This window comes from Actinokineospora globicatena (genome assembly GCF_024171945.1).
Taxonomy (GTDB): Bacteria; Actinomycetota; Actinomycetes; order Mycobacteriales; family Pseudonocardiaceae; genus Actinokineospora; species Actinokineospora globicatena.
Map to the genome: position 1 here is coordinate 488,067 of NZ_JAMTCR010000004.1, position 24,402 is coordinate 512,468.

17 protein-coding genes are annotated in these 24,402 nt (G+C 72.1%); 7 read left to right on the forward strand and 10 right to left on the reverse strand.

Annotation, left to right across the window (positions count from 1 at the left end):
• Nucleotides 1–97 precede the first annotated feature (97 nt).
• Nucleotides 98–1,549 carry a glutamate synthase subunit beta gene (locus tag LV79_RS21240; RefSeq protein WP_253839738.1) on the reverse strand — a complete coding sequence of 484 codons (1,452 nt, stop codon included), beginning with the start codon at nucleotides 1,547–1,549 and terminating at the stop codon, nucleotides 98–100.
• On the reverse strand, nucleotides 1,542–6,062 hold the full coding sequence (gene gltB / locus LV79_RS21245; RefSeq protein ID WP_253839740.1) for a glutamate synthase large subunit: 4,521 nt from the start codon (nucleotides 6,060–6,062) through the stop codon (nucleotides 1,542–1,544). Before gltB ends, LV79_RS21240 begins: the two co-directional genes overlap by 8 nt.
• 478 nt (nucleotides 6,063–6,540) lie before the next feature.
• Between gltB and LV79_RS21250 the strand changes: the two genes are divergently transcribed.
• Nucleotides 6,541–6,969, forward strand: coding sequence for an FxsA family protein (locus tag LV79_RS21250; protein ID WP_253839742.1), 429 nt, complete (start codon nucleotides 6,541–6,543; stop codon nucleotides 6,967–6,969).
• 103 nt (nucleotides 6,970–7,072) lie between these two features.
• Entirely contained in the window at nucleotides 7,073–7,612 is a 540-nt protein-coding gene (locus tag LV79_RS21255; protein ID WP_253839750.1) for a superoxide dismutase, read from the forward strand.
• Between the two features lie 488 nt (nucleotides 7,613–8,100).
• On the opposite strand, the gene LV79_RS21260 is transcribed toward LV79_RS21255, so the two are convergent.
• The 5 genes from LV79_RS21260 to LV79_RS21280 form a co-directional block, all read right to left on the reverse strand.
• Nucleotides 8,101–8,925 carry an NUDIX hydrolase gene (locus LV79_RS21260; protein WP_253839752.1) on the reverse strand — a complete coding sequence of 275 codons (825 nt, stop codon included), beginning with the start codon at nucleotides 8,923–8,925 and terminating at the stop codon, nucleotides 8,101–8,103.
• A 63-nt stretch (nucleotides 8,926–8,988) separates the two neighbouring features.
• A complete protein-coding gene (locus LV79_RS21265; protein ID WP_253839754.1) occupies nucleotides 8,989–11,487 on the reverse strand; it encodes a DEAD/DEAH box helicase in 2,499 nt (832 codons plus the stop codon).
• Nucleotides 11,488–11,799: 312 nt separating this feature from the next.
• Complete coding sequence (locus LV79_RS21270) at nucleotides 11,800–12,276, reverse strand: hypothetical protein (RefSeq protein ID WP_253839756.1); 477 nt, start codon at nucleotides 12,274–12,276, stop codon at nucleotides 11,800–11,802.
• 253 nt (nucleotides 12,277–12,529) lie between these two features.
• Nucleotides 12,530–13,378, reverse strand: coding sequence for a metallophosphoesterase family protein (locus LV79_RS21275; protein WP_372495422.1), 849 nt, complete (start codon nucleotides 13,376–13,378; stop codon nucleotides 12,530–12,532).
• Nucleotides 13,379–13,628: 250 nt separating this feature from the next.
• Nucleotides 13,629–14,042 (reverse strand): ATP-binding protein, encoded by a 414-nt coding sequence (locus tag LV79_RS21280; protein ID WP_253839760.1) that lies wholly within the window; start codon nucleotides 14,040–14,042, stop codon nucleotides 13,629–13,631.
• A gap of 179 nt (nucleotides 14,043–14,221) precedes the next feature.
• On the opposite strand from LV79_RS21280, the gene LV79_RS21285 reads away from it, so the two are divergent.
• On the forward strand, nucleotides 14,222–14,578 hold the full coding sequence (locus LV79_RS21285) for an STAS domain-containing protein (protein ID WP_253839762.1): 357 nt from the start codon (nucleotides 14,222–14,224) through the stop codon (nucleotides 14,576–14,578).
• An 8-nt stretch (nucleotides 14,579–14,586) separates the two neighbouring features.
• Here the strand turns inward: LV79_RS21285 and LV79_RS21290 are convergent, their stop codons facing one another.
• Nucleotides 14,587–18,186, reverse strand: coding sequence for a SpoIIE family protein phosphatase (locus tag LV79_RS21290; protein ID WP_253839764.1), 3,600 nt, complete (start codon nucleotides 18,184–18,186; stop codon nucleotides 14,587–14,589).
• Nucleotides 18,187–18,439: 253 nt separating this feature from the next.
• Between LV79_RS21290 and LV79_RS21295 the strand changes: the two genes are divergently transcribed.
• The 3 genes from LV79_RS21295 to LV79_RS21305 all read left to right on the forward strand — a co-directional run bounded on the left by LV79_RS21295 (nucleotide 18,440) and on the right by LV79_RS21305 (nucleotide 20,624).
• Nucleotides 18,440–19,372 carry an anti-sigma factor RsbA family regulatory protein gene (locus LV79_RS21295; RefSeq protein ID WP_253839772.1) on the forward strand — a complete coding sequence of 311 codons (933 nt, stop codon included), beginning with the start codon at nucleotides 18,440–18,442 and terminating at the stop codon, nucleotides 19,370–19,372.
• Between the two features lie 62 nt (nucleotides 19,373–19,434).
• Nucleotides 19,435–19,902: a hypothetical protein gene (locus LV79_RS21300; protein WP_253839774.1), complete on the forward strand. Its 468-nt coding sequence runs from the start codon at nucleotides 19,435–19,437 to the stop codon at nucleotides 19,900–19,902.
• Entirely contained in the window at nucleotides 19,899–20,624 is a 726-nt protein-coding gene (locus tag LV79_RS21305) for a GAF and ANTAR domain-containing protein (RefSeq protein ID WP_253839776.1), read from the forward strand. Before LV79_RS21300 ends, LV79_RS21305 begins: the two co-directional genes overlap by 4 nt.
• Before the next feature lies 1 nt (nucleotide 20,625).
• Here the strand turns inward: LV79_RS21305 and recQ are convergent, their stop codons facing one another.
• On the reverse strand, nucleotides 20,626–22,479 hold the full coding sequence (recQ, locus tag LV79_RS21310; protein ID WP_253839778.1) for a DNA helicase RecQ: 1,854 nt from the start codon (nucleotides 22,477–22,479) through the stop codon (nucleotides 20,626–20,628).
• A 102-nt stretch (nucleotides 22,480–22,581) separates the two neighbouring features.
• On the opposite strand from recQ, the gene LV79_RS21315 reads away from it, so the two are divergent.
• Complete coding sequence (locus LV79_RS21315; protein WP_253839780.1) at nucleotides 22,582–23,556, forward strand: pirin family protein; 975 nt, start codon at nucleotides 22,582–22,584, stop codon at nucleotides 23,554–23,556.
• On the opposite strand, the gene LV79_RS21320 is transcribed toward LV79_RS21315, so the two are convergent.
• On the reverse strand, nucleotides 23,553–24,314 hold the full coding sequence (locus LV79_RS21320; protein WP_253839782.1) for an alpha/beta fold hydrolase: 762 nt from the start codon (nucleotides 24,312–24,314) through the stop codon (nucleotides 23,553–23,555). The two genes, LV79_RS21315 and LV79_RS21320, sit on opposite strands and share 4 nt — an antisense overlap.
• Nucleotides 24,315–24,402 lie beyond the last annotated feature (88 nt).

Consider the following 24,402-nt stretch of genomic DNA (forward strand, 5'->3'; position numbering starts at 1 on the left):
CCTCACCGCTGTGCCCACCTGCTGAGGGCATAGCCCGGATGTGAGAACGGCCCCCGTGAGCAGCGTCGCTCGCGGGGGCCGTTGCCTGGGGTGAGCCCTAGACCAGCGGACGGTCCGTGGGCTCGATCGGGCGGGGGAGCACGGACCGCTGGGTCAGGTAGGCGTCGACACCGGCGGCGGCGGAGCGGCCCTCGGCGATGGCCCAGACGATCAGGGACTGACCGCGGCCCATGTCACCCGCGGTGAACACGCCCTCGACGGAGGTCTGGAAGTCCCGGCCGCGAGCGACATTGCCGCGCTCGTCGAGGTCGACGCCCAGGTCCGACAGCAGCGCGCCCTTCTCCGGGCCGACGAACCCCATGGCCAGCGTGACCAGCTCTGCCGGGATCTCCCGCTCCGAGCCCGCGACCGGGGTGAACCGGCCGCCGACCAGCTCCACCTCGGCCAGCCGCAGCGCGCGGACGTTGCCGTTGTCATCGCCGATGAACTCAGTGGTCGACACCGAGTAGACCCGCTCGCCGCCCTCCTCGTGCGCGGAGGTCACCCGGTAGAGCAGCGGGTAGGTCGGCCACGGGTTCGCCTCGGCGCGCGCGCCGGGCGGCTTGGGCATGATCTCCAGCTGCGTCACCGACGCCGCGCCCTGGCGGTGGGCGGTCCCGACGCAGTCCGCGCCGGTGTCGCCGCCGCCGATGACCACGACGTGCTTGCCCTCGGCGTGGATGGGGGAGCGGTCGAGCTGCCCGGCCGCCACCCGGTTCGCGGGCGGCAGGTACTCCATCGCCTGGTGGACCCCGGCCAGCTCACGACCGGGGACCGGCAGGTCGCGCCACGCGGTGGCGCCACCGGCGAGCACGACGGCGTCGAACTCGGCCCGCAGCTGAGCGGCGGTGATGTCCACGCCGACGTCCACCCCGGTGCGGAACTCGGTGCCCTCGGCCCGCATCTGCGCCAGCCGCCGGTCCAGCCGCGCCTTCTCCATCTTGAACTCGGGGATGCCGTAGCGCAGCAACCCGCCGATGGCGTCGGCCCGCTCGAAGACCACCACGTCGTGGCCCGCGCGGCTCAACTGCTGCGCGGTGGCCAGCCCGGCCGGACCGGACCCGACGACCGCGACCCGCTTGCCGGTCCGCGCCGTCGGCACCTGGGGCGCGATCCAGCCCTCGTCCCACGCCCGGTCGACGATCGACACCTCGACCCGCTTGATCGACACCGGGTCGTCGTTGATGCCGAGCACGCACGCCGACTCGCACGGCGCCGGGCACAGCGTGCCGGTGAACTCCGGGAAGTTGTTGGTCGCGTGCAGCCGCTCGGCCGCCCGCTTCCAGTCCTCCCGCCACACCAGCGTGTTCCACTCGGGGATCAGGTTCCCCAGCGGGCACCCCTGGTGGCAGAACGGGATCCCGCAGTCCATGCAGCGACCGGCCTGCTTCTGCACGCGCTCGGTGCCGAACTCGTCGTAGACCTCGCGCCAGTCCTTGAGCCGCAGGAAAACCGGTCGGTGCTGGGCGTTCTCGCGCTGGGTGGTCAGAAAGCCCTTGGGATCAGCCATGTGCGGCCTCCATGATCGCCTGGTCGATGTCGCGGCCCTCGGCCTCGGCGGCCGCGCGCGCGGCGAGCACCCGCTTGTAGTCGGTCGGCATGACCTTGGTGAACCGGCTGACCTCGTTGTCCCAGTCCGCGAGCAGCGCCCGGCCGACCGCCGAGTCGGTCTCGGCGACGTGCCTGGCCACCACCCCGCGCAGGAAGTCGTTGTCGGCCAGGGTGAGCGGGTCGAGGTCGACCATCTCCGGGTTGACCCGCGCCGGGTTCAGGTCCAGCACGTAGGCGATGCCACCGGACATGCCCGCCGCGAGGTTGCGCCCGGTCGGCCCGAGGACCACGACGCGGCCACCGGTCATGTACTCGCACGCGTGGTCGCCAACACCTTCGACGACGGCCAGCGCGCCGGAGTTGCGCACGCAGAACCGCTCGCCGACCTTGCCGCGCAGGAACACCTCGCCGCCGGTCGCGCCGTAGGCGATGACGTTGCCCGCGATGACGTGCTGCTCGGCGGCGTACTGCGACCCCGGGTGCGGCCGCACCGTGATCCGGCCACCGGACAGGCCCTTGCCGACGTAGTCGTTGCCGTCACCGACCAGCCGCAGCGTCACGCCCCGGGGCAGGAACGCGCCGAACGACTGCCCGGCGGTCCCGGTGAAGGTCACGTCGATGGTGTCGTCGGGCAGGCCGTCGCCGCCCCACCGCTTGGTCACCTCGGAGCCGAGCATGGTGCCCACGGTCCGGTTCACGTTGCGCACCGGCAGTTCCAGCCGCACCTTGTCCCCCGAGGACAGCGCGCCCTCGGCCAGCTGGATGAGCGTGTTGTCCAGCGCCTTCTCCAGGCCGTGGTCCTGCGCGACGGCCTGGTGGCGCACCGCGCGCGGCTCGAGCGGCGGCACGAAGAAGATCGGCGCGAGGTCGAGCCCGGCCGCCTTCCAGTGGTCCACCGCGGCCCGGGTGTCGAGCAGCTCGGCGTGCCCGACGGCCTCCTCGATGGACCGGAAACCCAGCGCGGCCAGGTACTCCCGCACCTCCTGGGCGATGAACTCGAAGAAGTTCACCACGTACTCGGCCTTGCCGCTGAACCTGGCCCGCAGCACCGGGTTCTGCGTCGCGACGCCCACCGGGCAGGTGTCGAGGTGGCACACGCGCATCATCACGCAGCCCGACACCACCAGCGGCGCGGTCGCGAACCCGAACTCCTCGGCGCCCAGCAGCATGGCGACCATGACGTCGCGGCCGGTCTTGAGCTGCCCGTCGGTCTGCACCACGATCCGGTCGCGCAACCGGTTGGCCAGCAACGTCTGCTGGGTCTCGGCCAGGCCGAGTTCCCACGGGCCACCGGCGTGCTTGATCGACGACAGCGGCGAGGCGCCCGTTCCGCCGTCGTGCCCGGAGATCAGCACCACGTCCGCGTGCGCCTTGGACACCCCCGCGGCCACCGTGCCGACCCCGACCTCGGACACCAGCTTCACGTGGATGCGGGCCGCCGGGTTGGCGTTCTTGAGGTCGTGGATGAGCTGGGCGAGGTCCTCGATGGAGTAGATGTCGTGGTGCGGCGGCGGGGAGATCAGGCCGACACCCGGCGTGGAGTGCCGGGTCTTGGCGATCCACGGGTACACCTTGGTGCCCGGCAGCTGACCGCCCTCGCCCGGCTTGGCGCCCTGGGCCATCTTGATCTGGATGTCGTCGGCGTTGACCAGGTACTCGCTGGTGACGCCGAAGCGGCCACTGGCGACCTGCTTGATCGCCGAACGCCGGAGGGGGTCGTAGAGCCGGTCGGAGTCCTCGCCGCCCTCACCGGTGTTGGACTTGGCGCCCAACCGGTTCATCGCGATCGCCAGCGTCTCGTGCATCTCCTGCGAGATCGAGCCGTAGGAGATGGCGCCGGTGCCGAACCGCTTGACGATCTCGCTGACCGGCTCGACCTCGTCGACCGGGACCGGCGGGCGCACGCCCTCCTTGAAGGCGAACAACCCGCGCAGCGTCTTGAGCGCTGCGGACTGGTCGTCGACGAGCCGGGTGTAGTCCTTGAACACCTCGTAGCGCCCGGCCCGGGTGGAGTGCTGGAGCTTGAACACCGTCTCCGGGTTGAACAGGTGCGGCTCGCCCTCGCGCCGCCACTGGTAGTCGCCGCCGACCGCGAGCTCGCGGTGGTCGGCGTGCACCCCGTCGGTGGGGAAGGCCACCGCGTGCCGCTGCCGCACCTCCTCGGCCAGCACGTCGAACCCGATGCCACCCAACCGCGAGGTGGTGCCGGTGAAGCAGGTGTCGACCACCTCGGACCCCAGACCGAGCGCCTCGAAGATCTGCGCGCCGTGGTAGGAGGCCACAGTGGACACACCCATCTTGGACATGGTCTTGCGCACGCCCTTGGCCAGCGCCTTGATCAGGTTGCGGGCAGCGGCATGCGGGTCCGCCACGCCGCGCACGAGACCGCGTTCGGCCATGTCCTCCACGGTCGCCATCGCCAGGTACGGGTTCACCGCGGACGCGCCGTAGCCGATCAGCAGCGCGACGTGGTGCACCTCGCGGGCGTCACCGGACTCCACCACCAGGCTCACCTGGCTGCGCGTCTTCTCCCGCACCAGGTGCTGGTGCACCGCGCCGACCAGCAGCAGCGACGGGATCGGCGCCAGCGCGTCGTCCACGCCGCGGTCGGAGAGCACCACGACCCGGGCGCCGCCGCGGATGGCCAGCGACACCTCGGCGCGGATCTCGTCGAGCCGCTCGCGCAGCGCGTCCCCGCCGCCGTCGACGTCGAAGCGGCCGTGCACGATGACCGACCGGAACTCCGGCAGGTCGCCGTCGTCGTCGGCGTGCACGATCTTGGCCAGCTCGTCGTTGTCGAGCACCGGCACCGGCAGCGTGATCCGGCGGCACGACTCGGCCGCGCCCACCAGCAGGTTCGGCTCCGCGCCGAGGTGGGTGCCCAGCGAGGTCACCAGCTCCTCGCGGATCGCGTCCAGCGGCGGGTTGGTCACCTGGGCGAACAACTGGCTGAAGTAGTCGAACAGCGGCCGCTGCGCGCGCGAGAGCGGGGCGAGCGGGGCGTCGTTGCCCATCGACCCGATCGGCTCGGCACCGGTGCGCGCCATCGGCTCCAGCAGGACGGTCAGTTCCTCTTCGGTGTAGCCGAAAGCCTGCTGCCTGCGCACCAGCGACGAGTGCGTGGGGACCTCGCGCTCGCGGGCGGGCAACTGCGCCAACGGGAGCAGCCCACCCGCGACCCACTCGCCGTACGGGTGCTCCGCGGCCAGCCCGCCCTTGATCTCCTCGTCGTCGATCACCCGGCCCGCCGCGGTGTCCACCAGGAACATCCGGCCCGGCTCCAACCGGCCCTTGCGCACGACGGTGGTCGGGTCGATGTCGAGCACGCCGACCTCGCTGGCCAGCACGACCAGGCCGTCCTCGGTGACCCAGTAGCGGGCCGGGCGCAGGCCGTTGCGGTCGAGCACGGCGCCGATCTGCGTGCCGTCGGTGAAGGCCACCAGCGCGGGACCGTCCCACGGCTCCATCAGCGTCGAGTGGAACTCGTAGAACGCCCGGCGCGCGGGGTCCATCTCGGTGTGGTTCTCCCACGCCTCCGGGATCATCATCAGCACCGCGTGCGGCAGACTGCGGCCACCGAGGTGCAGCAGCTCCAGCACCTCGTCGAAGGATGCGGAGTCGCTGGCGCCGCGGGTGATCACCGGGTAGATCCGCTTGAGGTCACCGGGGATCAGGTCGCTGGCGAGCATCGACTCGCGCGCGTCCATCCAGTTCCGGTTGCCGCGCAGGGTGTTGATCTCCCCGTTGTGCGCGACGTAGCGGTACGGGTGCGCCAGCGGCCACGACGGGAAGGTGTTGGTGGAGAACCGGGAGTGCACCAGGCCGATCGAGCTGGTCACCCGCTCGTCGGACAGGTCCGGGAAGAAGCTCTCCACCTGCGGCTCGGTGAGCATCCCCTTGTAGACGATCGTCCTGGCCGACAGCGAGGCGAAGTAGACGTCGGCGGCGTGCTCGGCGCGCTTGCGCACGCAGAAGGCGAGGCGCTCCAGGGCGAGCCCGTCGACACCGTCGGCGGCGGCGAGGAACAGCTGGGTGAAGTGCGGCATGGTCGATGCGGCAGTCGCACCGGCGTGCTCGCGGCGGACCGGCAGCTCGCGCCAACCGAGCACGACCGCGCCCTCCTCGGCGGCGATGGCCTCGATGGTGGCGACGGCGTCAGCGCGCGCGGCGTCGTCCACGGGCAGGAACGCGGTACCGACCGCGTACGCACCGGGGTCGGGCAGGGCGAACTCCGCGACCGCGCGGTAGAAGGCGTCCGGGACCTGGATCAGGATCCCGGCACCGTCACCGGTGTCCGGCTCGGCGCCACGCGCGCCGCGGTGCTCCAGGTTGCGCAGGGCGACGAGAGCTTTGGCGACGATGCCATGGTCTCGGCGGCCGGTGAGGTCGGCGACGAAGGCGACCCCGCAGGCATCATGCTCGTACTGCTCGTCGTAGAGACCACCCCGGAGGAGGTCTTGGCGGGTCGTCATGGCTAGCGGCCCTCCCAGTGCTCTGGATGCGCGCACACGGGTGTGCCTCGCGGGCGGCTGGGGGGCGGGCGGAGGCGCGCGTCACCAGCCGCTGGCGAGTCCCGGTGCCGCGCCTCGAAACGGTGCGGCGTGCAAAAGCGTCGCCCGGGCTCGGGCGGTGGAGCGCACCTCGTCGTGCGGAAGTGGCAGCGCACCTCGTCGTGCGGCCGGTCGCGGGTCTGGCGGTCGTTCTCCGGTGCGGAGTCGGGCCGTCACCCACGAGTGGAGCGTCCCGGGGTCATCCGGGGGTTCTCATGACAATAGTGTGAACTCGGCGTATCCGGGATAGGCCAAGCGGCCCCCGTGGTGAACACCACGTGGTCTTGACCGCGACGCTGCGCTCAACACGCGCGCTGACCTGTGGTTTCTCGGCGCGGGAGCATTCCGGGGCGCTGGTGCGTTAGAGGGATATCCATCGAAATAGCCCGGGGAGTCCGAAGTGCCCATCCTGCTGGTCGTCCTGCTGGCACTGGCCGCCGAGATCACCGTGATGGTCTCGGTCGGCAGCGCCATCGGTGTGCTGCCCACCATCGGGCTGCTGATCGCCGCCACCCTGCTCGGCGGGTTCCTGCTGCGCCGCGAGGGCACCCGCACCCTGGCCGCGCTGCGCGAGGCGGTGTTCCTGCGCCGCACCCCCGAGCGCGAGGTCGTCGACGGCATGCTGATCGCCGCGGCGGGCGTGCTGGTGGTGCTGCCCGGGTTCATCAGCGACGTGCTGGCGCTGCTCCTGCTGCTGCCGCCGACCAGGGCGCTGCTGCGCAACCGGATCATCCGGCGGGCCGAGCGGTCGCGGCCGGTGATCGTGGTCGACTCGGTGGTGGTCGACCCGGAGCCGCCCACGGTGATCCAGGGGACCGTCGAGCGCTGACGTGGTCCTTACCGGCTGAGGTCTAGACCAATCGTTCACCTCTTGAGGTGATCCCCTTGCCAGTGGGGACGGCGCGCCGCCGGCAACGGTGAGGATCGGGGCCATGCGAAAACTCCTGAGCGTGGCCGCCGCTCTGCTGCTCGCGGCCCTGGCCGCCACCCCCGCCTCGGCCACCGGGCACGGTGTGTTCGAGACCTGGCGCGCGGGCGCCAAGGCGGTCACCTACGACGTCGAGAAGGTCCCGGTCGGCGCCCGGGTCGCGGTCGTCCCGCTGGCCACCGGCCGCAAGACCAGCGTGCTGCTCTACGTGCACGGCCTGCTGCCCTACCGGCACTACGGCGCCCACGTGCACGTCAAGCCGTGCGGCCCCGCCCCCGCCGACTCCGGCCCGCACTTCCAGGACAAGGCCGACCCGGTCGTCCCCTCGGTCGACCCGGCCTACGCCAACCCCCGCAACGAGATCTGGCTCGACTTCGCCACCGACGACAAGGGCTCGGCCATCGCCATCGCCAACGTCCTCTGGCGCTTCGGCGACCGCCCCGCGGCCGCCGTCGTGATCCACGCCGACCACACGCACACCGGCCCCGGCGAGGCGGGCACCGCTGGTCCACGCCTGGCCTGCGTCAACTCCCGCTTCCGCTGACCCCCCGTCGGGATGACCTCCCGTTTGGGCTGACCTTCCGTTTGGGATGACGGGGCAAGGCCGGGAACACGGAATTCGGCCGCCGTGTTCCCGGCCTTCGTGCTGTCCGGACCCGGTTTCGGCGCCGTCCCCGGGCTGTTCTTGTCTGGCTGCGGACGGCTCTCCTGCTGTTCCACCGGGTGAATCCCGCTCGCGCGCTCCGCCGTGACCCACGTTCGCGCTGGTCGCGTTGTCCACAAGGCCCCGAGTTGTCCACAGGATTTCGCCGTCACCCCTTCGGGGGAGGGGGTCCCTGTAGACTGGGCCTGGGGACGCCCCCCGGGACAGGGTGGGGGCTGGGGTTCGCGGGGGCGGCCTCCGGAACGGCGGCGCGAGGTGCTGGGGGCGGGCGACCAATCGCGATCTTGGGGGCTGGGGCTCGCGGGGAGTGGTCGGCGGGTGGGGGCGTGCGAGGCTCGCCGGGAGCCGAGGGAGCGAGGGCTGGGGGGCTATTCGGGGAGGAGGTCTTGGAGCCAGCCGGGGCCGATGTAGTCGGCGCCGACGGCGGTGCAGCGGGTGCGGAGTTCTCGGTCGGCGGTGACCACGAGGCAGCCGGGGTGGTCCTTGGCGACCTCGACGATCTTGTCGTCGCCGTTGTGGTCGGCGGCGACCACGGTGACGCCGGGGACGGCCTTGGTGCGCCGGGCCTGGCCCTCGACGACCAGGATGATGTCCGGGTAGGCGAGGTCGAAGGGCGGTAGGCCGGGGAAGCCGGTGGCGGCGGCGAGGCGGTCGCGGAGGTGGGCGGCGGCTCCGGCGCGGTCGCGCCACCAGCCGTCCGGGCGGGAGCCCATCACGTTGGCGCAGTCCACCACCAGCACCCGGGGCGCCAGGCACTCGCGCAAGCGGGTCCAGTTGGCGGCGAAGGGGCCGAACAGGGGTAGGTCTGTGACCTCGTCGACCGGTACCCAGGCCACCCCGGCGGTCTCGTCGGACACCGGGTCCACCGCGAAGCGCTCGTCGGCGGACGCGAGCACCGTCTCGTAGGTCCACCCGTCGTGGTCTTCCACGAGGACGCCGAACGGGCGCACCAAGGTCGGGTCGAGCGAGCTCTCCTCGGCCGCCTCCCGCAGCGCCGCGGTGATCGTGTCCTCGTGGCTGTCGCGCGCGCCGCCGAACATCCCCCACGTGCCGCTGCCGCTGATGCCGCCCCCGCGCTGCTGCAGCAGGACGTGCCCGTCGGCGACCGGCAGCAACCCGGCCGCGCCGTGCTCGCCCCAGTGCTCGTGCCCCTGCCCGCAGCGGACCATCCGGTCGCCGTCACCCCTGGTCATCTGGCTCCTCCCTGTCGCGGGCACCTTATGGGAGCGGGCATCCGAGCACCCGCCGACGCACCGCTACAGCTCGCCGACCGCGGTGATGTGGACGACGGCGGCGCCCGCCTCGTCGGAGGCGGAGAGGTCGACCTCGGCGGTGAAGCCCCAGTCGTGGTCGCCAGCCGGGTCCTCGAAGATCTGGCGGACGAGCCAGCGCTCGGGTTCCTGGGTGATGATCAGCAGCGCCGGGCCGCGCGCGTCCGGGCCGACGCCGATCTGGCTGTGCAGGTCGTAGTACGGGTCCAGGGCGTCCGCCCAGGCGTCGGCGTCCCAGCCCGCGTCGCCGTCCAGGTCGCCGAGGGCGGTGTAGTCGCGGCGGGCGGCCAGTTGCACGCGGTGGAACAGCGCGTTGCGCACCAGGACGCGGAAAGCCCGCGTGTTGCTGGTGACCGCTGGCGGCGCCGTGTCGACCGGGACCTGGCCGTCCTCGGTGGGGTTGGTGAGCTTCTCCCACTCGTCGAGCAGGCTGGAGTCGACCTGGCGAACCAGCTCGCCGAGCCACTCGATGAGGTCGGCGACCTCCTCGGTCTTCGCCTCGTCCGGCACGGTCTGGCGGACCGCGCGGTAGGCGTCGGCGAGGTAGCGCAGCACCAGGCCCTCCGAGCGGGCCAGCGCGTAGAACGACACGTACTCGGTGAAGGTCATGGCGCGCTCGTACATGTCGCGCACCACCGACTTGGGGGAGAGCTGGTGGTCGCCGACCCACGGGTGGCCGCGCCGGTAGGTCTCGAACATCGGCCCGAGCAGCTCCGCGAGCGGCTTGGGGTGGGTGACCGCCTCCAGCAGCTCCATCCGCTGGTCGTACTCGATGCCCTCGGCCTTCATCGCCTGCACGGCCTCGCCGCGCGCCTTGTGCGCCTGCGCGGAGAGCACCTGCCTCGGGTCGTCCAGTGTGGACTCCACAATGGACAGCAGGTCCAGCGGGTAGGACGGCGACTCGCGGTCGAGCAGCTCGACGGCGGCCAGCGCGAACGGCGAGAGCGGCTGGTTGAGCGCGAAGTCGAACTGCAGGTCGACGGTCAGCCGGACCCGGCGGCCCTGCTCGTCGGGCTCGTCGAGCCGTTCCACCACACCGGATTCCAGCAGCCCGCGGTAGATCGCGATGGCCCGGCGGATGTGCCTGCGCTGCGCGGGCCGGTCCTCGTGGTTGTCCTCGAGCAGGTGGCGCATCGCGGCGAACGCGTCGCCGGGGCGGCCGATCACGTTGAGCAGCATGGAGTGGCTGACCTGGAAGCTGGAGGTCAGCGGCTCCGGTTCGGCGTCGCGCAGCCGCTCGAAGGTCGGCAGCCCCCAGGACACCATCCCCTCCGGCGGCTTCTTGCGGACGAACTTGCGCCGCTTCTTCGGGTCGTCGCCCAGCTTCGCCAGCGACTTCTCGTTCTCGATCACGTGCTCCGGCGCCTGCACCAGCACGGTGCCCAGGGTGTCGTAGCCCGCCCGGCCCGCGCGGCCCGCGATCTGGTGGAACTCGCGCGCCTTGAGGATGCGGGTGCGCACCCCGTCGTACTTCGACAGCGCGGTGAACACGACCGTGCGGATCGGCACGTTGATGCCGACGCCCAGGGTGTCGGTGCCGCAGACGATCTTCATCAGGCCCGCCTGGGCCAGCCGCTCCACCAGCCGCCGGTACTTGGGCAGCATGCCCGCGTGGTGCACGCCGATGCCGTGGCGCACCAACCGCGACAGCGTCTTGCCGAACCCGGAGGAGAACCGGAAGTCGCCGATCAGCGCGGCGATGCGCTCCTTCTCCTCGCGGGTGCACACGTTGATGCTCATCAGCGCCTGCGCCCGCTCCAGCGCCGCCGCCTGGGTGAAGTGCACGACGTAGACCGGCGCCTGGTTGGTGCTGAGCAACTCCTCCAGCGCCTCGGTCAGCGGGGTCATGCCGAAGGAGTAGAACAGCGGGACCGGCCGCTGCGCCGAGGTCACCACTGCGGTGTCGCGGCCGGTGCGCCTGGTCAGGTCCTCCTTGAACCGGGTGACATCGCCCAGGGTCGCCGACATCAGCACGAACTGCGCCTTCGGCAGCTCGATCAGCGGGATCTGCCACGCCCAGCCGCGGTCGGGCTCGGCGTAGAAGTGGAACTCGTCCATGACGACCTGGCCGACGTCGGCCTCGGCGCCGTCGCGCAGCGCGATGTTGGCCAGGATCTCCGCGGTGCAGCAGATGATCGGCGCGCCGCCGTTGACGCTGGAGTCGCCGGTCATCATGCCGACGTTCTCCGCGCCGAAGGTGTCGCACAGCGCGAAGAACTTCTCCGACACCAGCGCCTTGATCGGCGCGGTGTAGAAGGTCCGCTTCCCGTGCGCCAGTGCGGTGAAGTGCGCGCCGGTGGCCACCAGGCTCTTGCCGGACCCGGTCGGCGTGCTGAGGATGACGTTGGCGCCGGAGACGATCTCCATCAACGCCTCCTCCTGCGCCGGGTACAGGGCGAGGCCCTGGTCTGCGGCCCAAGTGGCGAACGCGTCGAACAGGTCATCCGGGTCGGGGGAGGCGGGCAGCCGCGCGGTGAGCGTCATGGTGCTGACGATCGTGCCAGTTCACCCCACCGGCGGCACGCACCGGTCCGGGGCTCGGTGCCGGTGCGCGTCGCGACGCCCGCACCGGCAGGGGGCGGTGCGGGCGTCGCGCGCGGGGGTGGGCGGGTCGCCGCGCGACGCGTCCGCGTCGCAGGGGTGCGCGGCGACCCGCCGGTGGCCCAGCGGCTCGGCGGGGGATCCGAGCCGGTTGTGCTCACCAGGTCCGTAGACAGCGGCGGTCGGGGGCCGCCGCCATCCACTGGACAAAGGTCGATTGAGAGAAAGCGAAAGACACGCCAGACAGGAAGGCGTTCAGAACCTGTGCCCGTAGAGCACGCTGCGGACGGCGCCCACCACGGAGGTGAACAGCGGGAGGCTGGGGTGGTCCACGTCGGGGGCGGTCGCCCAGAAGGCGGTGGCGCGGTCGGTGTGGGCGGTGGGCAGCAGGACCCGCGAGGTCACCGGCTCCACACCGGGGGGCAGCGGCCTGCGGTGGTGCTCGTCGGGGATGGGCTGGGTGAGGAACGTCCACTCGGTGCGCTTGCCGGGGACCGCGAGCACCGGACCGGCCAGCATCCGCAGGCGCAGCCACCACTGCACCTCGGCGCCGAGCCCGGCGCGCATGCGCAGGCCGCCGATCTGCTCGGTGCCCAGGTCCAGGTACGCGCCGAGCGCGTCCCCGTCCACCGGCCAGCCGAGTCTCCTCCGGTAGTCCGGCACGTCGAACGTCGGCGCGGTATCCACGCCCCCGTCCAGCGCGCGCAGGTCGGACAGTTCCGCCGCGGTCATGGCGAGCCACCTTTCGCCGTCGGCGTCCGGAGTGCCCGTGTGGTGGCCTGGTTGCCCGGCCGTCGACTGTCGTTCACCAGGATGGGTGACGGATTCCGGCTGGACTCATCTCAACCGGGCATAACCCCGGCGTGATACCGGCCACACAGTGGCGATGAACCCGCAGGTCACACCATCTGTACCGGTCCGCTGACGCGGCTACAGCGGGAAGTGGGAACGTTCGGCCCTAGACGCTGTTCCCCAGGTCGGCGTCTCAGACGCGCTCGTGCGCGCTGAGCACCTTGCGCAGCAGCCCGTGCGGGTTGCCGTGCCTGCGCCACTCACGCGGGTAGCCCAGCGACACCTCTTGGAACCGCACGCCGTCGTAGTGCGTGATCCGCGGGATGTGCAGGTGCCCGTACACGACGACCGCGGTCGGGAACCGGGTGTGCCAGTCCGCGGTCAGCTCGGTGCCGCACCACTGGGCGAACTCGGGGTACCGCAGCACCCTGGTCGGCTCCCGCACCAGCGGGTAGTGGTTGACCAGCACGAACGGCGCGGTCGGGTCGGCGGCGGCCGCCAACCGCACCTCGGTCTCGGCGACCCGCGCCCGGCACCAGTCGTCCCGGCTCGGGTACGGGTCGGGGTGCAGGTAGTACTCGTCGGTGCAGACCACGCCGCTGGCGTGCGCGATCTCCAGCGCCTCCGCCTTGGTCGACGCCCCCTCCGGCCGGAAGGTGTAGTCGTAGCCCAGGTGCAGCGGCGCGATCCGGACCCGGCCGTCCTCGCCCTCCCACAGCGGGTACTCGTCCTCCGGCGTGACCACCCCGATCTCGCGGCACATGTCCACGAACGCCTGGTAGCGCTCCACGCCACGGGCCTGCACGGCGTCGGCGGGCATCGTCCACAGCTCGTGGTTGCCCGGCGCCCACACCACCCGCGCGAACCGGCCCGCCAGCAGCTCCAGCGCCCACCGCACGTCCGCGACCTGCTCGGCAACGTCACCGGCGACGATCAACCAGTCCTCGGGCGACTCGGGGTGCAGACCCCGCACGATCTCGCGGTTCTCCGCGTACGAGATGTGCAGGTCGCTGATCGCCAGGAGAGTGCCCACGCGGTCGATCTTCCCATCAACGGCGGCGGCGTGGGGGAGACGCGCGTCTCCGCTCCACCAGACCGCCGCTCGCGGACAGTCACCTCGCCCGCCGCTTCCGGACGGTTACCTCGCCTGGCGTTGCGCGCTGTTACTTGCCCGGCGCTTGCGCGCAGTTACCTCGCCCGGCGCTTGCGCACTGCTACCTTGCCCGGCGGGTGCGCGCTGTTACCTCGCCCGGCGGGTGCGCACTGTTATCTCGCCCGGCGCTTGCGCACTGTTACCTTGCCCGGCGCTTGCGCACCGTGATGTGCACCGGCGGCCGGACGCCCTCGCCCAGCCCGGTCTCCACCTCGTCGGCCAGGGTCCGCAGCACGTGCCAGCCGAAGGTGTCGGTCGCGGGCGGGCGGCCGTCGCGGGAACGGGTGCTGGCGTGGAAGACCACCTCGGTGCCCCGGTCGGTCCCCGGCACCCGGGTGAACCGGCACTCCAGGTCGGCCGACGGCGCGGCGAGCACGATCAGCTGCGAGCACACCTCGTCCACCGCCAGCCGCAGGTCGGCGATCTCGTCGACGGTGAAGTCGGCGGCCATCGCCACCGCGGCGGCCACCCCGCGCACCACGGGCAGGTTGACCAGGTCAGCGCGCAGCCGCAGCTCGACATCGGCCACCTCGGGCTGGGTGGGGTCGCTCACCTGGGACTCCTCGGGGTCGCGTGCCTGGCCGGGACCGGTCCGACGGGCCATCCCCCTGCCCCGGTTCCCCGCCGCGCTGGGACGGCTCGATCCGACGGCGCAGAACCTACTAGGGTGGTCACCGAGGCGGTTGAGCAGCCAGCCGCCACACCGTCGTGTCCACACCCCGAAGGGCTGCCATGAGTACGTCCGACCTGCTGACGGTCGAGTTCGCCGACCGCGACGACGCGGTGCTGCTGCGCGTGCGCGGCGAGATCGACATGGGCACCGCGCCCGCGCTGCGCGACCACCTGGAGAGCGCGGTCACCAGCGGCGACCAGGCCGCGCCCGTGCTGCTCGACCTGACCAAGGTCGGGTTCCTCGCCTCCGCGGGCCTGGCCCTGCTGGTCGAGTACCACACCCGGTGCCGGGACGCGGGCCGCTCGCTGCGGGTGCTCACCGACGGCGGCGCGGTGCTGCGGGCCATCCAGGTCAGCTCGCTGGACAACGTGCTCGAGGTGCACCCGTCGGTCGAGGCCGCGCTCGCCGAGGGCTGAGCGCCGGTTCAGGGTCGTCCGGTCAGGGGTTGCCGGTACAGCAGGACCGCCACGTCGTCGTCGTGCCCGCCGGTGGGCAGCAGTTCCACCAGCAGCTTGTCGGCGATCTCGGCCGGGTCCAGCTCCCGGTTGACCCGCAGCGCCTCGGCGGCCCGCGCCATGCCCTCGTCCAGCGTCTCCCCGCGCCGCTCGACCAGACCGTCGGTGTAGAGCAGCAGCGTGCAGCCGGGTGTCAGCGCTACCGACGCCTCCGCACGCGGGCCGGTGCTCGGCACGGCGAGCGGCACCGAGGTGCCCCGGTCCAGCAGCTCGGAGTCCCCGCCGGGGCCGACCACGATCGCGGGCGGGTGGCCCGCGCTGCTGTAGACCAGCTCGCCGCGCCCGTGGTCGATGATCGCGCAGAACAGCGTGGTGCAGAACGCGCCGGGCAGCAGCTCGGCGAAGTCGTCCAGCGCGGCCAGCAGGTCCGCCGGTCCGATCGCGCGCAGCAGCAACGCCCGGCACGCGCTGCGCAGCTGCCCCATCACCGACGCCGCGGCCAGGCCGCGCCCGACGCAGTCGCCCACCACCACGGCGGTCCGGTCCCCGTCGAGGGTGAGCACGTCGTACCAGTCGCCGCCGACCTCCAGCGGGCTCACCGCGGGCTCGTAGCGCACCGCGAACCCCTCGGGCAGGTTCGTCGGCCCGAGGATGGAGCGCTGCAGCGTCTCGGAGACCGTGCGCAGCGACTCGTAGGACCTGGCCCGGCTCAACGCGACGCCGAACTGGCCGCACAGCGCGCTGAACAGGTACCGGTCCACCTCCGGGAGCACGGTGGGGTGGGCGAACGGCACCCACGCGGCGGTCGGTGGCGCGGAGGTGTCGAGCGGGCCCGCGATGCCCAGCGCGGCACCGGACTGGTCGGTGACGACCTGGGGAACCCGGGTCGTCCTGGCCGCCACGAGGGCGATCCGCGCCCGCTCCGGTAGGTCCGCCCAGGTGGTCGGCGGGTCGGCGGCGAGCACCTCGGGGGCGTCCGGCGCCGTGGTGGTCAGGTCGGGCGGCCAGCTGACGACCACCGCTGGTTCACCCCGCCATGCCCGACCGAGCCAGCGCACCCCGGCGTCGAGCACCTGCTCCACCCCGGTCACCTCCGCGAGCGCGGCGCCGAAGCCCGCTTGGACCTGGTCGCGTTCCGCGGCCCGCACGTCGGCGGTGACCTCGCGCAGCGTCCCGACGAACACCTGCCTGCCGTCGGCGCGGCCGGGCACCCGGTTCAACGACATCGACACCCAGATGTCGCGGCCGTCGGCGCGGCGCGCGGGCAGCACGTGGCGGCCGCCGCCCCCGGCGAGCGCGGCGGCGAGCACCCGGTCCCGGTCGGCGGCCAGGTCCGGGTCCGTCGGCCACCACGGGTACGGCGGGGCGTAGGGCAGGCCCTCGGCGCCGTAGCCCAGGATCGTGCCGCAGGCCGCGTTCATCTCCAGCATCGTGCCGTCCGCGTCGACGGTGAAGAACCCGTCCTCCAGCGCGTCGACCAGCGCCGCCCGCCACGCCGTCTGGTGCGTGCGCAGCCTGGCCAGTTCCAGCGTCGAGCGGACCCGCGCGATCAGCTCCAGCGAGGAGAACGGCTTGACCACGTAGTCGTCGGCGCCCGCGGACAGGCCCTCGACCGCGGCCTCCTCACCCGCGCGCGCCGACAGCAGGATCACCGGGACCTGTTCGGTGGCCGGGTTCCCGCGCAGCGCGGCGAGCAGCCCGAAGCCGTCGAGCCCCGGCATGGTCACGTCGCTGAGCACCAGGTCCGGGCGCCGCGCGCGGATGAGGGCCAGTGCCTGCTCGCCGTTGGCGGCGACGGTGACCGGCCAGTGCGCGCCGAGCAGCCGGGCCAGGAACCCGCGCAGGTCCGCGTTGTCCTCCACCACCAGCACCGTCGCGCCTGCGGTCCGCCCGGCCAGCGCCCACCCGCCCGCCTCGGTGTCCACCTGGTCGTCGTCGGTCCAGCCGTACGCCTCGTCCAGATAGGAGTCCACAGTGGACACGGGAACGCCCTCGGCAGGCGCGCTGGCGCCGCTGCCGTGCGGGAGGGTGATGGTGAACGCCGTGCCGACCCCGGGGGTGCTGGTCACCGCGATCTCGCCGTCGTGCAGGTGCACCAGTTCCTGCACCAGGGCCAACCCGATGCCGGTGCCCTCCTGGGACCGGCCGCCCGCGCCGCGCACCCGGTGGAACCGGCGGAACAGCAGCGGCACCTGGTCCTCGGCGATCCCGAGCCCGGTGTCGGCGACCGTGACGGCCACCCGTTCGCCCAGCTCGCTGACCGTCACGCGGATGTGGCCCGCCAGGGTGAACTTGACCGCGTTGGACAACAGGTTCAGCAGGATCCGCTGCCACATCTCGCGGTCGACGTAGACCGGGCGGGCCAGCCGGGGGCAGTCCAGCCGGAGGTCCAGCCCGGCGCGGTCGACCGCCGGGTGGAACGACATCGCGATCGCGCGGGTGAACGCGCCCAGGTCCGTGCCCACCGGCTCCGGTCTCAGCGCGCCGCTCTCGATCCGGGTGAAGTCGAGGATGTTGTCGACCATCCGGCGCAACCTGGCCGCGTTGCGCCGGATCAGCTCCAGCCGGTCGCGCTGCCTGGGGCCCGGCGGGTCGTCCAGGTCGATGAGCGCGTCCTCGGCGGGACCGGCGATCAACGTCAACGGCGTGCGCAGCTCGTGGCTGATGTTGGCGAACAGCTCCGTCTTGGCCCGGTCCAGCTCGGCCAGCGCCCTGGCCCGCAACCGCTCCTGCTCCTGGGCCACCGCCCGCGACAGCACGGCCGAGATCGTCGCGGCCAGCAGGTCGAGGAACTCCCGGTACGGACCGCCGACCTCCAGCATCGGGTTCACCCGCACGACCAGCACACCGGCGGTGGAACTGGCCGAGAGCAACGGCAACGCCAGCGTCCCCGGGTCCGGCCACGCCGCCGCCCCGCTGTCGGCCACCGCGAGCAGGGCCGGGTCGTCGTCGCGGCCGAGCAGCCGGATCGCCACCTCCGGCAGGTCCTCGGGGTTGTCCGCCAACACCGCGGCGGCGACCTCGCTGATCCGCCGCACGTCGGTCAGGCCCGCCAGCCGGGTGCCCAGCTCGCCCAACGTGCGCATCCTGCGCTCGCCGAGCACCCGGCCGGTCGTCTCGGTCACCAGGCACAGCACGCCGCCGACAGCGCCGGAGTCGACCACCACCGGGTCGTAGGAGATGTCGAAGTAGGTCTGCTCCAGGAACCCGTGCCGCTCGATGGGGAACGGGTAGTCCTCCGCCCAGAACGACTCCCCGGTGCCGATGACCCGCTCCAGCAACGGGTCGAGCACCTCCCACAGCTCGCCCCAGTTCTCCCGCGCGGGCATGCCCAGGGCCCGCGGGTGCTTGGCGCCGATGGTCGGCGCGTAGGCGTCGTTGTACAGGGCGATCTTGTCGGGGCCCCAGAACAGCACCATCTGCTGGCGGGAGGACAACATCGTGCGCACCACCGCGCTCAACTGCGGGTCCCACGCCTGCCGTGGTCCCAGCCCGGTCGCCGACCAGTCCAGCGCGGCCATCAGCGCGCGCAGGTCGGGCTCCAGGTTCGCCTCGTCGCGCTCGACCACGTGCCCTGCCCCCTCTGTGCCTCCCTGTCGCAGGCGTCGACAGTAGTCGCGGATCACCCGGTCCGCTGATGGCCGAGATGGCGTCCGGCAGGCGTTCGGCGGGCGTTCGGCCAGGCTGTCGCGGCACGCGTAGATTGATGACCACCAGACAGACCCACCGGGTCGACCGCGGTGCCCCCAGTGCGGGCCCGCGTGTGGTGGACGACCATGGAAGGGGCCCGACGGTGGATCGCGTGACGGGCCTGATGTCGCCGTGACGGCCGAGAACGTGACGGCCGCCGCCGCGCACACCGCTCTGCTCTACCGGGGTACCGCGGAGTACCTCGCCGCTGTGCTGCCGTTCGTGCGCGACGGGGTCGCCGTGGGGGACGCGGTCACCGTCGCCGCCCCGGCCGCGAACCTGGCAGTGCTGCGCGCGGCAGGCATCGCGGAGGGGTTCGCCGACCAGGTCCGCTGGTTGGACATGGAGGAGGTCGGCGGCAACCCCGGTCGCATCGTCCCCGCCGTGCTGCACCCGGTGCTCGACCGGCCCGCGCGCGTGGTGACCGAGGTGGTGTGGCCGAGACGGCCCTCCGCCCAGTACCAGTCCTGCGTGCGGCACGAGGCGCTGGCCAACCGGCTGCTCGACGGCAGGACCCTGCGGCTGCTGTGCCCCTACGACGCGGCCGCGCTCGACCACTCCGTCCTCGCCGACGCGCTGGTCACCCACCCCGGTGTGCTGGACCAGGCCGGGTACCGCGCGAGCGACGCGTACGCCCCGGAGGCCGCGCTGGTCGGCCACGACCAGGCGCCCGCCCCGACCAAGGCGCGCAGCCTGCTGGTCGGCGTCGGCGAACTCGGTGCCGCCAGGGCGCTGGTGTCCACCGAGGCCCGCGCGCACGGCCTGGCCGAGCAGCGGGTCGGCGACGTGGCGCTGGTGATCACCGAGTTGGTCACCAACAGCATCGAGCACGGCGGCGGCCAGGCCACGCTCAGCGTGTGGGCCGTCGACGGCGAACTGGTCTGCCAGGTGCGCGACGGCGGCAAGCTGGCCGACCCGCTCGCGGGCCTGCGCCCGGCTCCGGTCGACCAAGCTCACGGCCGCGGTTTGCTGCTCGTGCACACCCTCGCTGACCTGGTCACCATCCACGCCACCGGGGACGGCACCGTGGTGCGGGCACATTTCACCCGGTCCACCGGCGCTTGACCCCGGCGCGGACCGGGTAAGTCCCCGACAGGACAGCCGAACGCGACCTGGAGGGCAGTGCAGTGACGGAGCACCCCCGCGGCGTGGCCCGCAGGCTCGTTGCCGTGACCCGCGGCGGCGAACTCGACTCGACCACGCGCACCGGCGCGCTCGACGTGCTGGCGGGGGCGGACCACCGCGACCGCTTGGGCGCCGTGCTGCGCGAACTGGTGATCGCCACCGCGGACATGATGTTGTGCCGGGCCGAGACGTCCGGACCGGACAAGGCCTTCGTGCTCGACCTGCGCGACGACACCGGTGGTGTGGTCGACGTGGACACCCTCGACCCGCCGGTGCGCGCGCTGGTCCGGGCTCTGCTCGCGCAGCTCAACGGGCGCCCGGACGACGTGCGGACCCAGCTGGAGCTCGCCATGCTCGACGACCCCCGGTTCGACCCGGTGGACGTGTTGGTGCTGGCGCTGCTGTGGACGGTCGGCTCCATCGAGTGGTGTGAGGAGCACGACGCCCCGACTCCCGGCTGGCTCGTATGACAGGTGTGCTCTCCCTGGCCCAGGAGCTGGCCGAGGTGACGAGGCTCGTCGCGGGGGATGATGTGTCCTCCGCGCTGGGCCGGTTCGTGGCCAGGGCCACCGACACGGTGCCCGGCTGCGCGCACGCCTCGATCACCGTCCGGACCCACCGCGGCGACTTCGAGACCGTCGGGGAGCACCCGGTCAACCTGCTCGTGCCGGGGCCGGTCACCGAGGCGTTGATCCACCACGAACCGCGAAGACTCGACGACGCCGCGGCCGACGAGCGGTGGCCCACCTTCTCCACCCAGTTGCTGCTCGCGGGGTGGTGCGGGTGCTTGGTCCTGCCGATCCCGACCAGCGAACGCGGTCAGGCCGTGTTCACGCTGTTCTCCCGCGAGCCCGACCAGTTCGACGCGCTGTCCTACGACTTCGTGATGCTGCTGGCGCTGAACGCGGGCGTGGTCTTCGACAACGTCTCGCTCTACCACCACAGCACCGGCCTGGTCGAGCAGCTGCGCACCGCCCTGACCACGCGGGCCACCATCGGGCAGGCCCAAGGCCTGCTGATGCAGCGCTTCGGGTTCGACGCGGACACCGCGTTCGAGACGCTGACCCGCGCCTCGCAGAACTCCAACCGCAAGCTGCGCGACGTCGCCGCGGCGATGGTGACCGCGCACGAGAACCGGGCGCTGCAGGCAACGCTGCAGGAGTTCCAACTGTCCACACCGGACCCGGTGTAGGTCAGTCCAGTTCGGCCAGGGTGTCGATGATCTGTTGCCCGTACTTGGCCAGCTTGTTCTCGCCGACCCCGCTGATGCCGCTGAGCCCCGAGAGTTCCGTGGGCCGCGCCGCCGCGATCTGCCGCAGCGTCGCGTCGTGGAAGATCACGTAGGCCGGGACGCCCTGCTCCTTGGCCGACGCCGCCCGCCACGCGCGCAACGCCTCGAACACCGGCACCGACTCGGCGGGCAGGTCGACCGCGGGAGCCTTGGCCGTGCGCGGGGTGGACGCGCGGGCCACCTTCTCCGGCTCGCGCCGCAGCATCACCTTGCGGCCCTGGAACAACACCTCGGCGCTGCCGTCGGTCAGCGCCAGCGTCCCGTAGTCGCCGACCACGTCGAGCAACCCCTGGGCGAGCAGCTGCCGGGCCACGCCGCGCCACTGGCCCTCGCTGAGCTCGGTTCCCTTGCCGTAGACGGAGAGCTCGTCGTGCCGGTGCTGGGTGATCTTCTCGGTCTGCTTGCCGAGCAGGATGTCCACCACCTGCCCGGTGCCGAAGTGCTGGTTGCGCTCGTGGTCGAGCCGGTACACCGCGGAGAGCAGCTTCTGCGCGGGAACCGTGCCGTCCCAGGACTCCGGCGGGTTCAGGCAGGTGTCGCAGTTCTTGCAGGGCTCACCGGTCTGGCCGAAGTAGTTGAGCAGCCGCACCCGCCTGCACTCGACGGTCTCGCACAACGCGAGCATCGCGTCGAGGTGCAGGTTCAGCTTGCGCCGGTGCGCGAGGTCGCCCTCGGAGCTGTCGATCATCTTGCGCTGCGACACCACGTCGGTGAGGCCGTAGGCCAGCCACGCGGTGGACGGTTGGCCGTCGCGGCCCGCGCGACCGGTCTCCTGGTAGTAGCCCTCCACGGACTTCGGCAGGTCCAGGTGCGCCACGAACCGCACATCCGGCTTGTCGATCCCCATGCCGAAGGCGATCGTGGCGACCACGACCAAGCCGTCCTCGCGCAGGAACCGGGACTGGTTGGTCGCGCGGACCCTGGAGTCGAGACCCGCGTGGTACGGCACCGCGGGCACTCCGTTGTCGGACAAGAACTGCGCCGTCTTCTCCACCGACGCGCGCGACAGGCAGTAGACGATGCCCGCGTCCCCGGCGTGCTCGGCGCGGATCAGGTCGAGCAACTGCTTGGTGGGACTGGCCTTGGGCACGATCCGGTACTGGATGTTGGGCCGGTCGAAGCTGGCCACGAAATGCTTGGCGGCGCCCAGGTTCAGCCGCTGCGCGATCTCGGTGTGCGTCGCCTTGGTCGCGGTGGCGGTCAACGCGATCCGCGGCACCTCCGGCCAGCGCTCGTGCAACGCGGACAGTTCCAGGTAGTCCGGCCGGAAGTCGTGGCCCCACTGGGACACGCAGTGCGCCTCGTCGATGGCGAACAGCGCGATCTTGCCCCGGTCGAGCAGCTGCGCCGTCGAGGCCAACCGCAACCGCTCGGGCGCCAGGTACAGCAGGTCCAGCTCGCCGTCGACGAAGGCCTGCTCGACCGCGCGCCGCTCGCCGGAGTCCTGGGTGGAGTTGAGGAACCCGGCGCGCACCCCGAGGTTGCGCAGGGCGTCCACCTGGTCCTGCATGAGCGCGATCAGCGGCGAGATGACCACGCCGACACCCGGGCGGACCAGCGCGGGGATCTGGTAGCACAGCGACTTGCCGCCACCGGTGGGCATCAGCACCAGCGCGTCACCGCCGTCGGCGACGCTGGTGATGATCTCCTCCTGCTCGCCGCGGAAGGAGTCGTAGCCGAACACCCTGCGCAGGACCTCGGTCACCGCCTCGCGGGTCGCCGGGGTGGGACTGGGATCGGTCGTGGCACCGGACACGGCCGGGATCCTACGGGCTCGACGGTTTTCGCCGTGGTCCGGTGCGCGCGGCCTGTGGACAACTACCCTGGACGGCATGACCACGACGCCCGGCCGCGACCGATGAGCAACACCGAGACCGCGCCCGCGCCGCTCTCGTGCAGGCCGGACCCGGCGTCGCCCGGGGTCGAGGTGCTGACCGCGCGCGAGGTGCCGCTGGGCGGTCCGCGCGCGATGCGGGTGCGGCGCACGCTGCCGCAGCGGGACCGGTCGCTGATCGGCGCGTGGTGCTTCGTCGACCACTACGGCCCGGCCCGGGTCGCGGAGGCGGGCGGGATGGACGTCGCCCCGCACCCGCACACCGGCCTGCAGACGGTGAGCTGGCTGTTCTCCGGCGAGATCGAGCACCGCGACAGCCTGGGCACGCACGAGTACGTCCGCCCCGGTGAGGTCAACCTGATGACCGGCGGCGCGGGGATCTGCCACTCGGAGGTGTCCACGGCAGCGACCGACATCCTGCACGGCGTGCAGCTGTGGGTAGCGCTACCTGAGGAGCACCGTCACGCTCCCCGCGCGTTCGAGCACTACGCACCTGAGCCGGTAGCGCTAGACGGTGCGACCGCGCGCGTGTTCCTCGGGACGTTGGCGGGCAGCAAGTCCCCGGTGGCCACGTTCACGCCGCTTCTTGGCGCGGAACTCGTAGTGGCTCCGCGCGACAGGGTGACGCTCGACGTCGACCCCGGGTTCGAGCACGGGGTTCTGCTCGACACCGGCCAGATCTGTGTGTCGGGGGAGCCTCTTAAGGTGGCCGAACTCGGTTATCTCGGGCGCGGTCGGTCGCAGATAGAGCTGACCAACCTCGGAGATGAACCGTCGCGGGTGCTGCTGCTGGGTGGTCCGCCGTTCACCGAGCCGATCCTGATGTGGTGGAACTTCGTGGCCCGCACGCACGAAGAGATCGTCGCTTACCGCGAGGCGTGGGAGAACGAGTCGGACCAGTTCGGCCGCGTAGAGGGCTACACGGGCAGTCCGGCGCGGTTGCCCGCTCCTGTCCTGCCACCGGTCACGATCAAACCTCGCCAGAACCGCGGCTCTTAGCCTGCCAGGAACGTCAGCACGGCTTGGTTCCACTGCTGCGGGTGGGTTATGTGCACGCCGTGGGGGCCGCTAGGGATGACGACCGTGGGTGCGTTGACCCTGTGCGATGGCGCTACCGCGTCGCCCTCGCCGCCTAGGACAAGAGTTGGCAGGACTGCTGCGGCGACGTCTGCGGCTAGATCGAGCGTTGGGTCTGACCACGCGTCGATCACGGCGAGGGTCGCGCGCGCGGAGGACGCCGCCGCCGTCGATAGCAGGTGCTGGCGGGTGGCCTCATCGAGCGCGCCCTCGCCGTTGACGCTGAAGAACCGAGTTAGGACGTCGTCCAGCATGGCCACCCGGTGCCACTTGGCCGCTATGCGCAGATCGCGCCCTAGCGCTGACGCGCCACCCAACGGACTGGCCAACACCAGCCCGCGCGCTCTGTCAGGTCCGTGCACCGTCAGGTAGCGGGCGGCTTCAACCGCGCCCGAGGAGAAGCCGACCAGCACGAGGTCGAGCAGGTCCAGGTGCGTGATCAATCCGTGTAAGTCGTCGACGAGGGCCGCCGGGGTGTAGCCGTCCCAGGCGCGGGTCGAGCGGCCGAACCCGCGCCGGTCGTAGGTGATCACCCGGTGGCCCGCCTCGACCAGCGCGCCGACCTGGCACTCCCACGACTCCGAGGTCAGCGGCCACCCGGGGACGAGCAGCACGGGCGGCCCCGACCCCGCGTCCTCGTAGTACAGCTCGACGTCGGGTCCGACTCGCAGCAGCGGCACAGCACACTCCTTCACCCAGGTCCACAGCGTGGAACTCCGGGGACGGCTGGGAATCAGTCATCTGACCGCACATACGCGAGGATCGTTC

Bases quoted from the DNA above. Each gene is read 5' to 3' on its own strand.
- LV79_RS21265 (WP_253839754.1), bottom strand. From the start codon at position 11,487: ATGACGCTCACCGCGCGGCTGCCCGCCTCCCCCGACCCGGATGACCTG.
- LV79_RS21285 (WP_253839762.1), top strand. From the start codon at position 14,222: ATGAGTACGTCCGACCTGCTGACGGTCGAGTTCGCCGACCGCGACGAC.
- LV79_RS21255 (WP_253839750.1), top strand. From the start codon at position 7,073: ATGCGAAAACTCCTGAGCGTGGCCGCCGCTCTGCTGCTCGCGGCCCTG.
- LV79_RS21270 (WP_253839756.1), bottom strand. From the start codon at position 12,276: ATGACCGCGGCGGAACTGTCCGACCTGCGCGCGCTGGACGGGGGCGTG.
- gltB (WP_253839740.1), bottom strand. From the start codon at position 6,062: ATGACGACCCGCCAAGACCTCCTCCGGGGTGGTCTCTACGACGAGCAG.
- LV79_RS21305 (WP_253839776.1), top strand. From the start codon at position 19,899: ATGACAGGTGTGCTCTCCCTGGCCCAGGAGCTGGCCGAGGTGACGAGG.
- LV79_RS21240 (WP_253839738.1), bottom strand. From the start codon at position 1,549: ATGGCTGATCCCAAGGGCTTTCTGACCACCCAGCGCGAGAACGCCCAG.
- LV79_RS21260 (WP_253839752.1), bottom strand. From the start codon at position 8,925: ATGACCAGGGGTGACGGCGACCGGATGGTCCGCTGCGGGCAGGGGCAC.
- LV79_RS21315 (WP_253839780.1), top strand. From the start codon at position 22,582: ATGAGCAACACCGAGACCGCGCCCGCGCCGCTCTCGTGCAGGCCGGAC.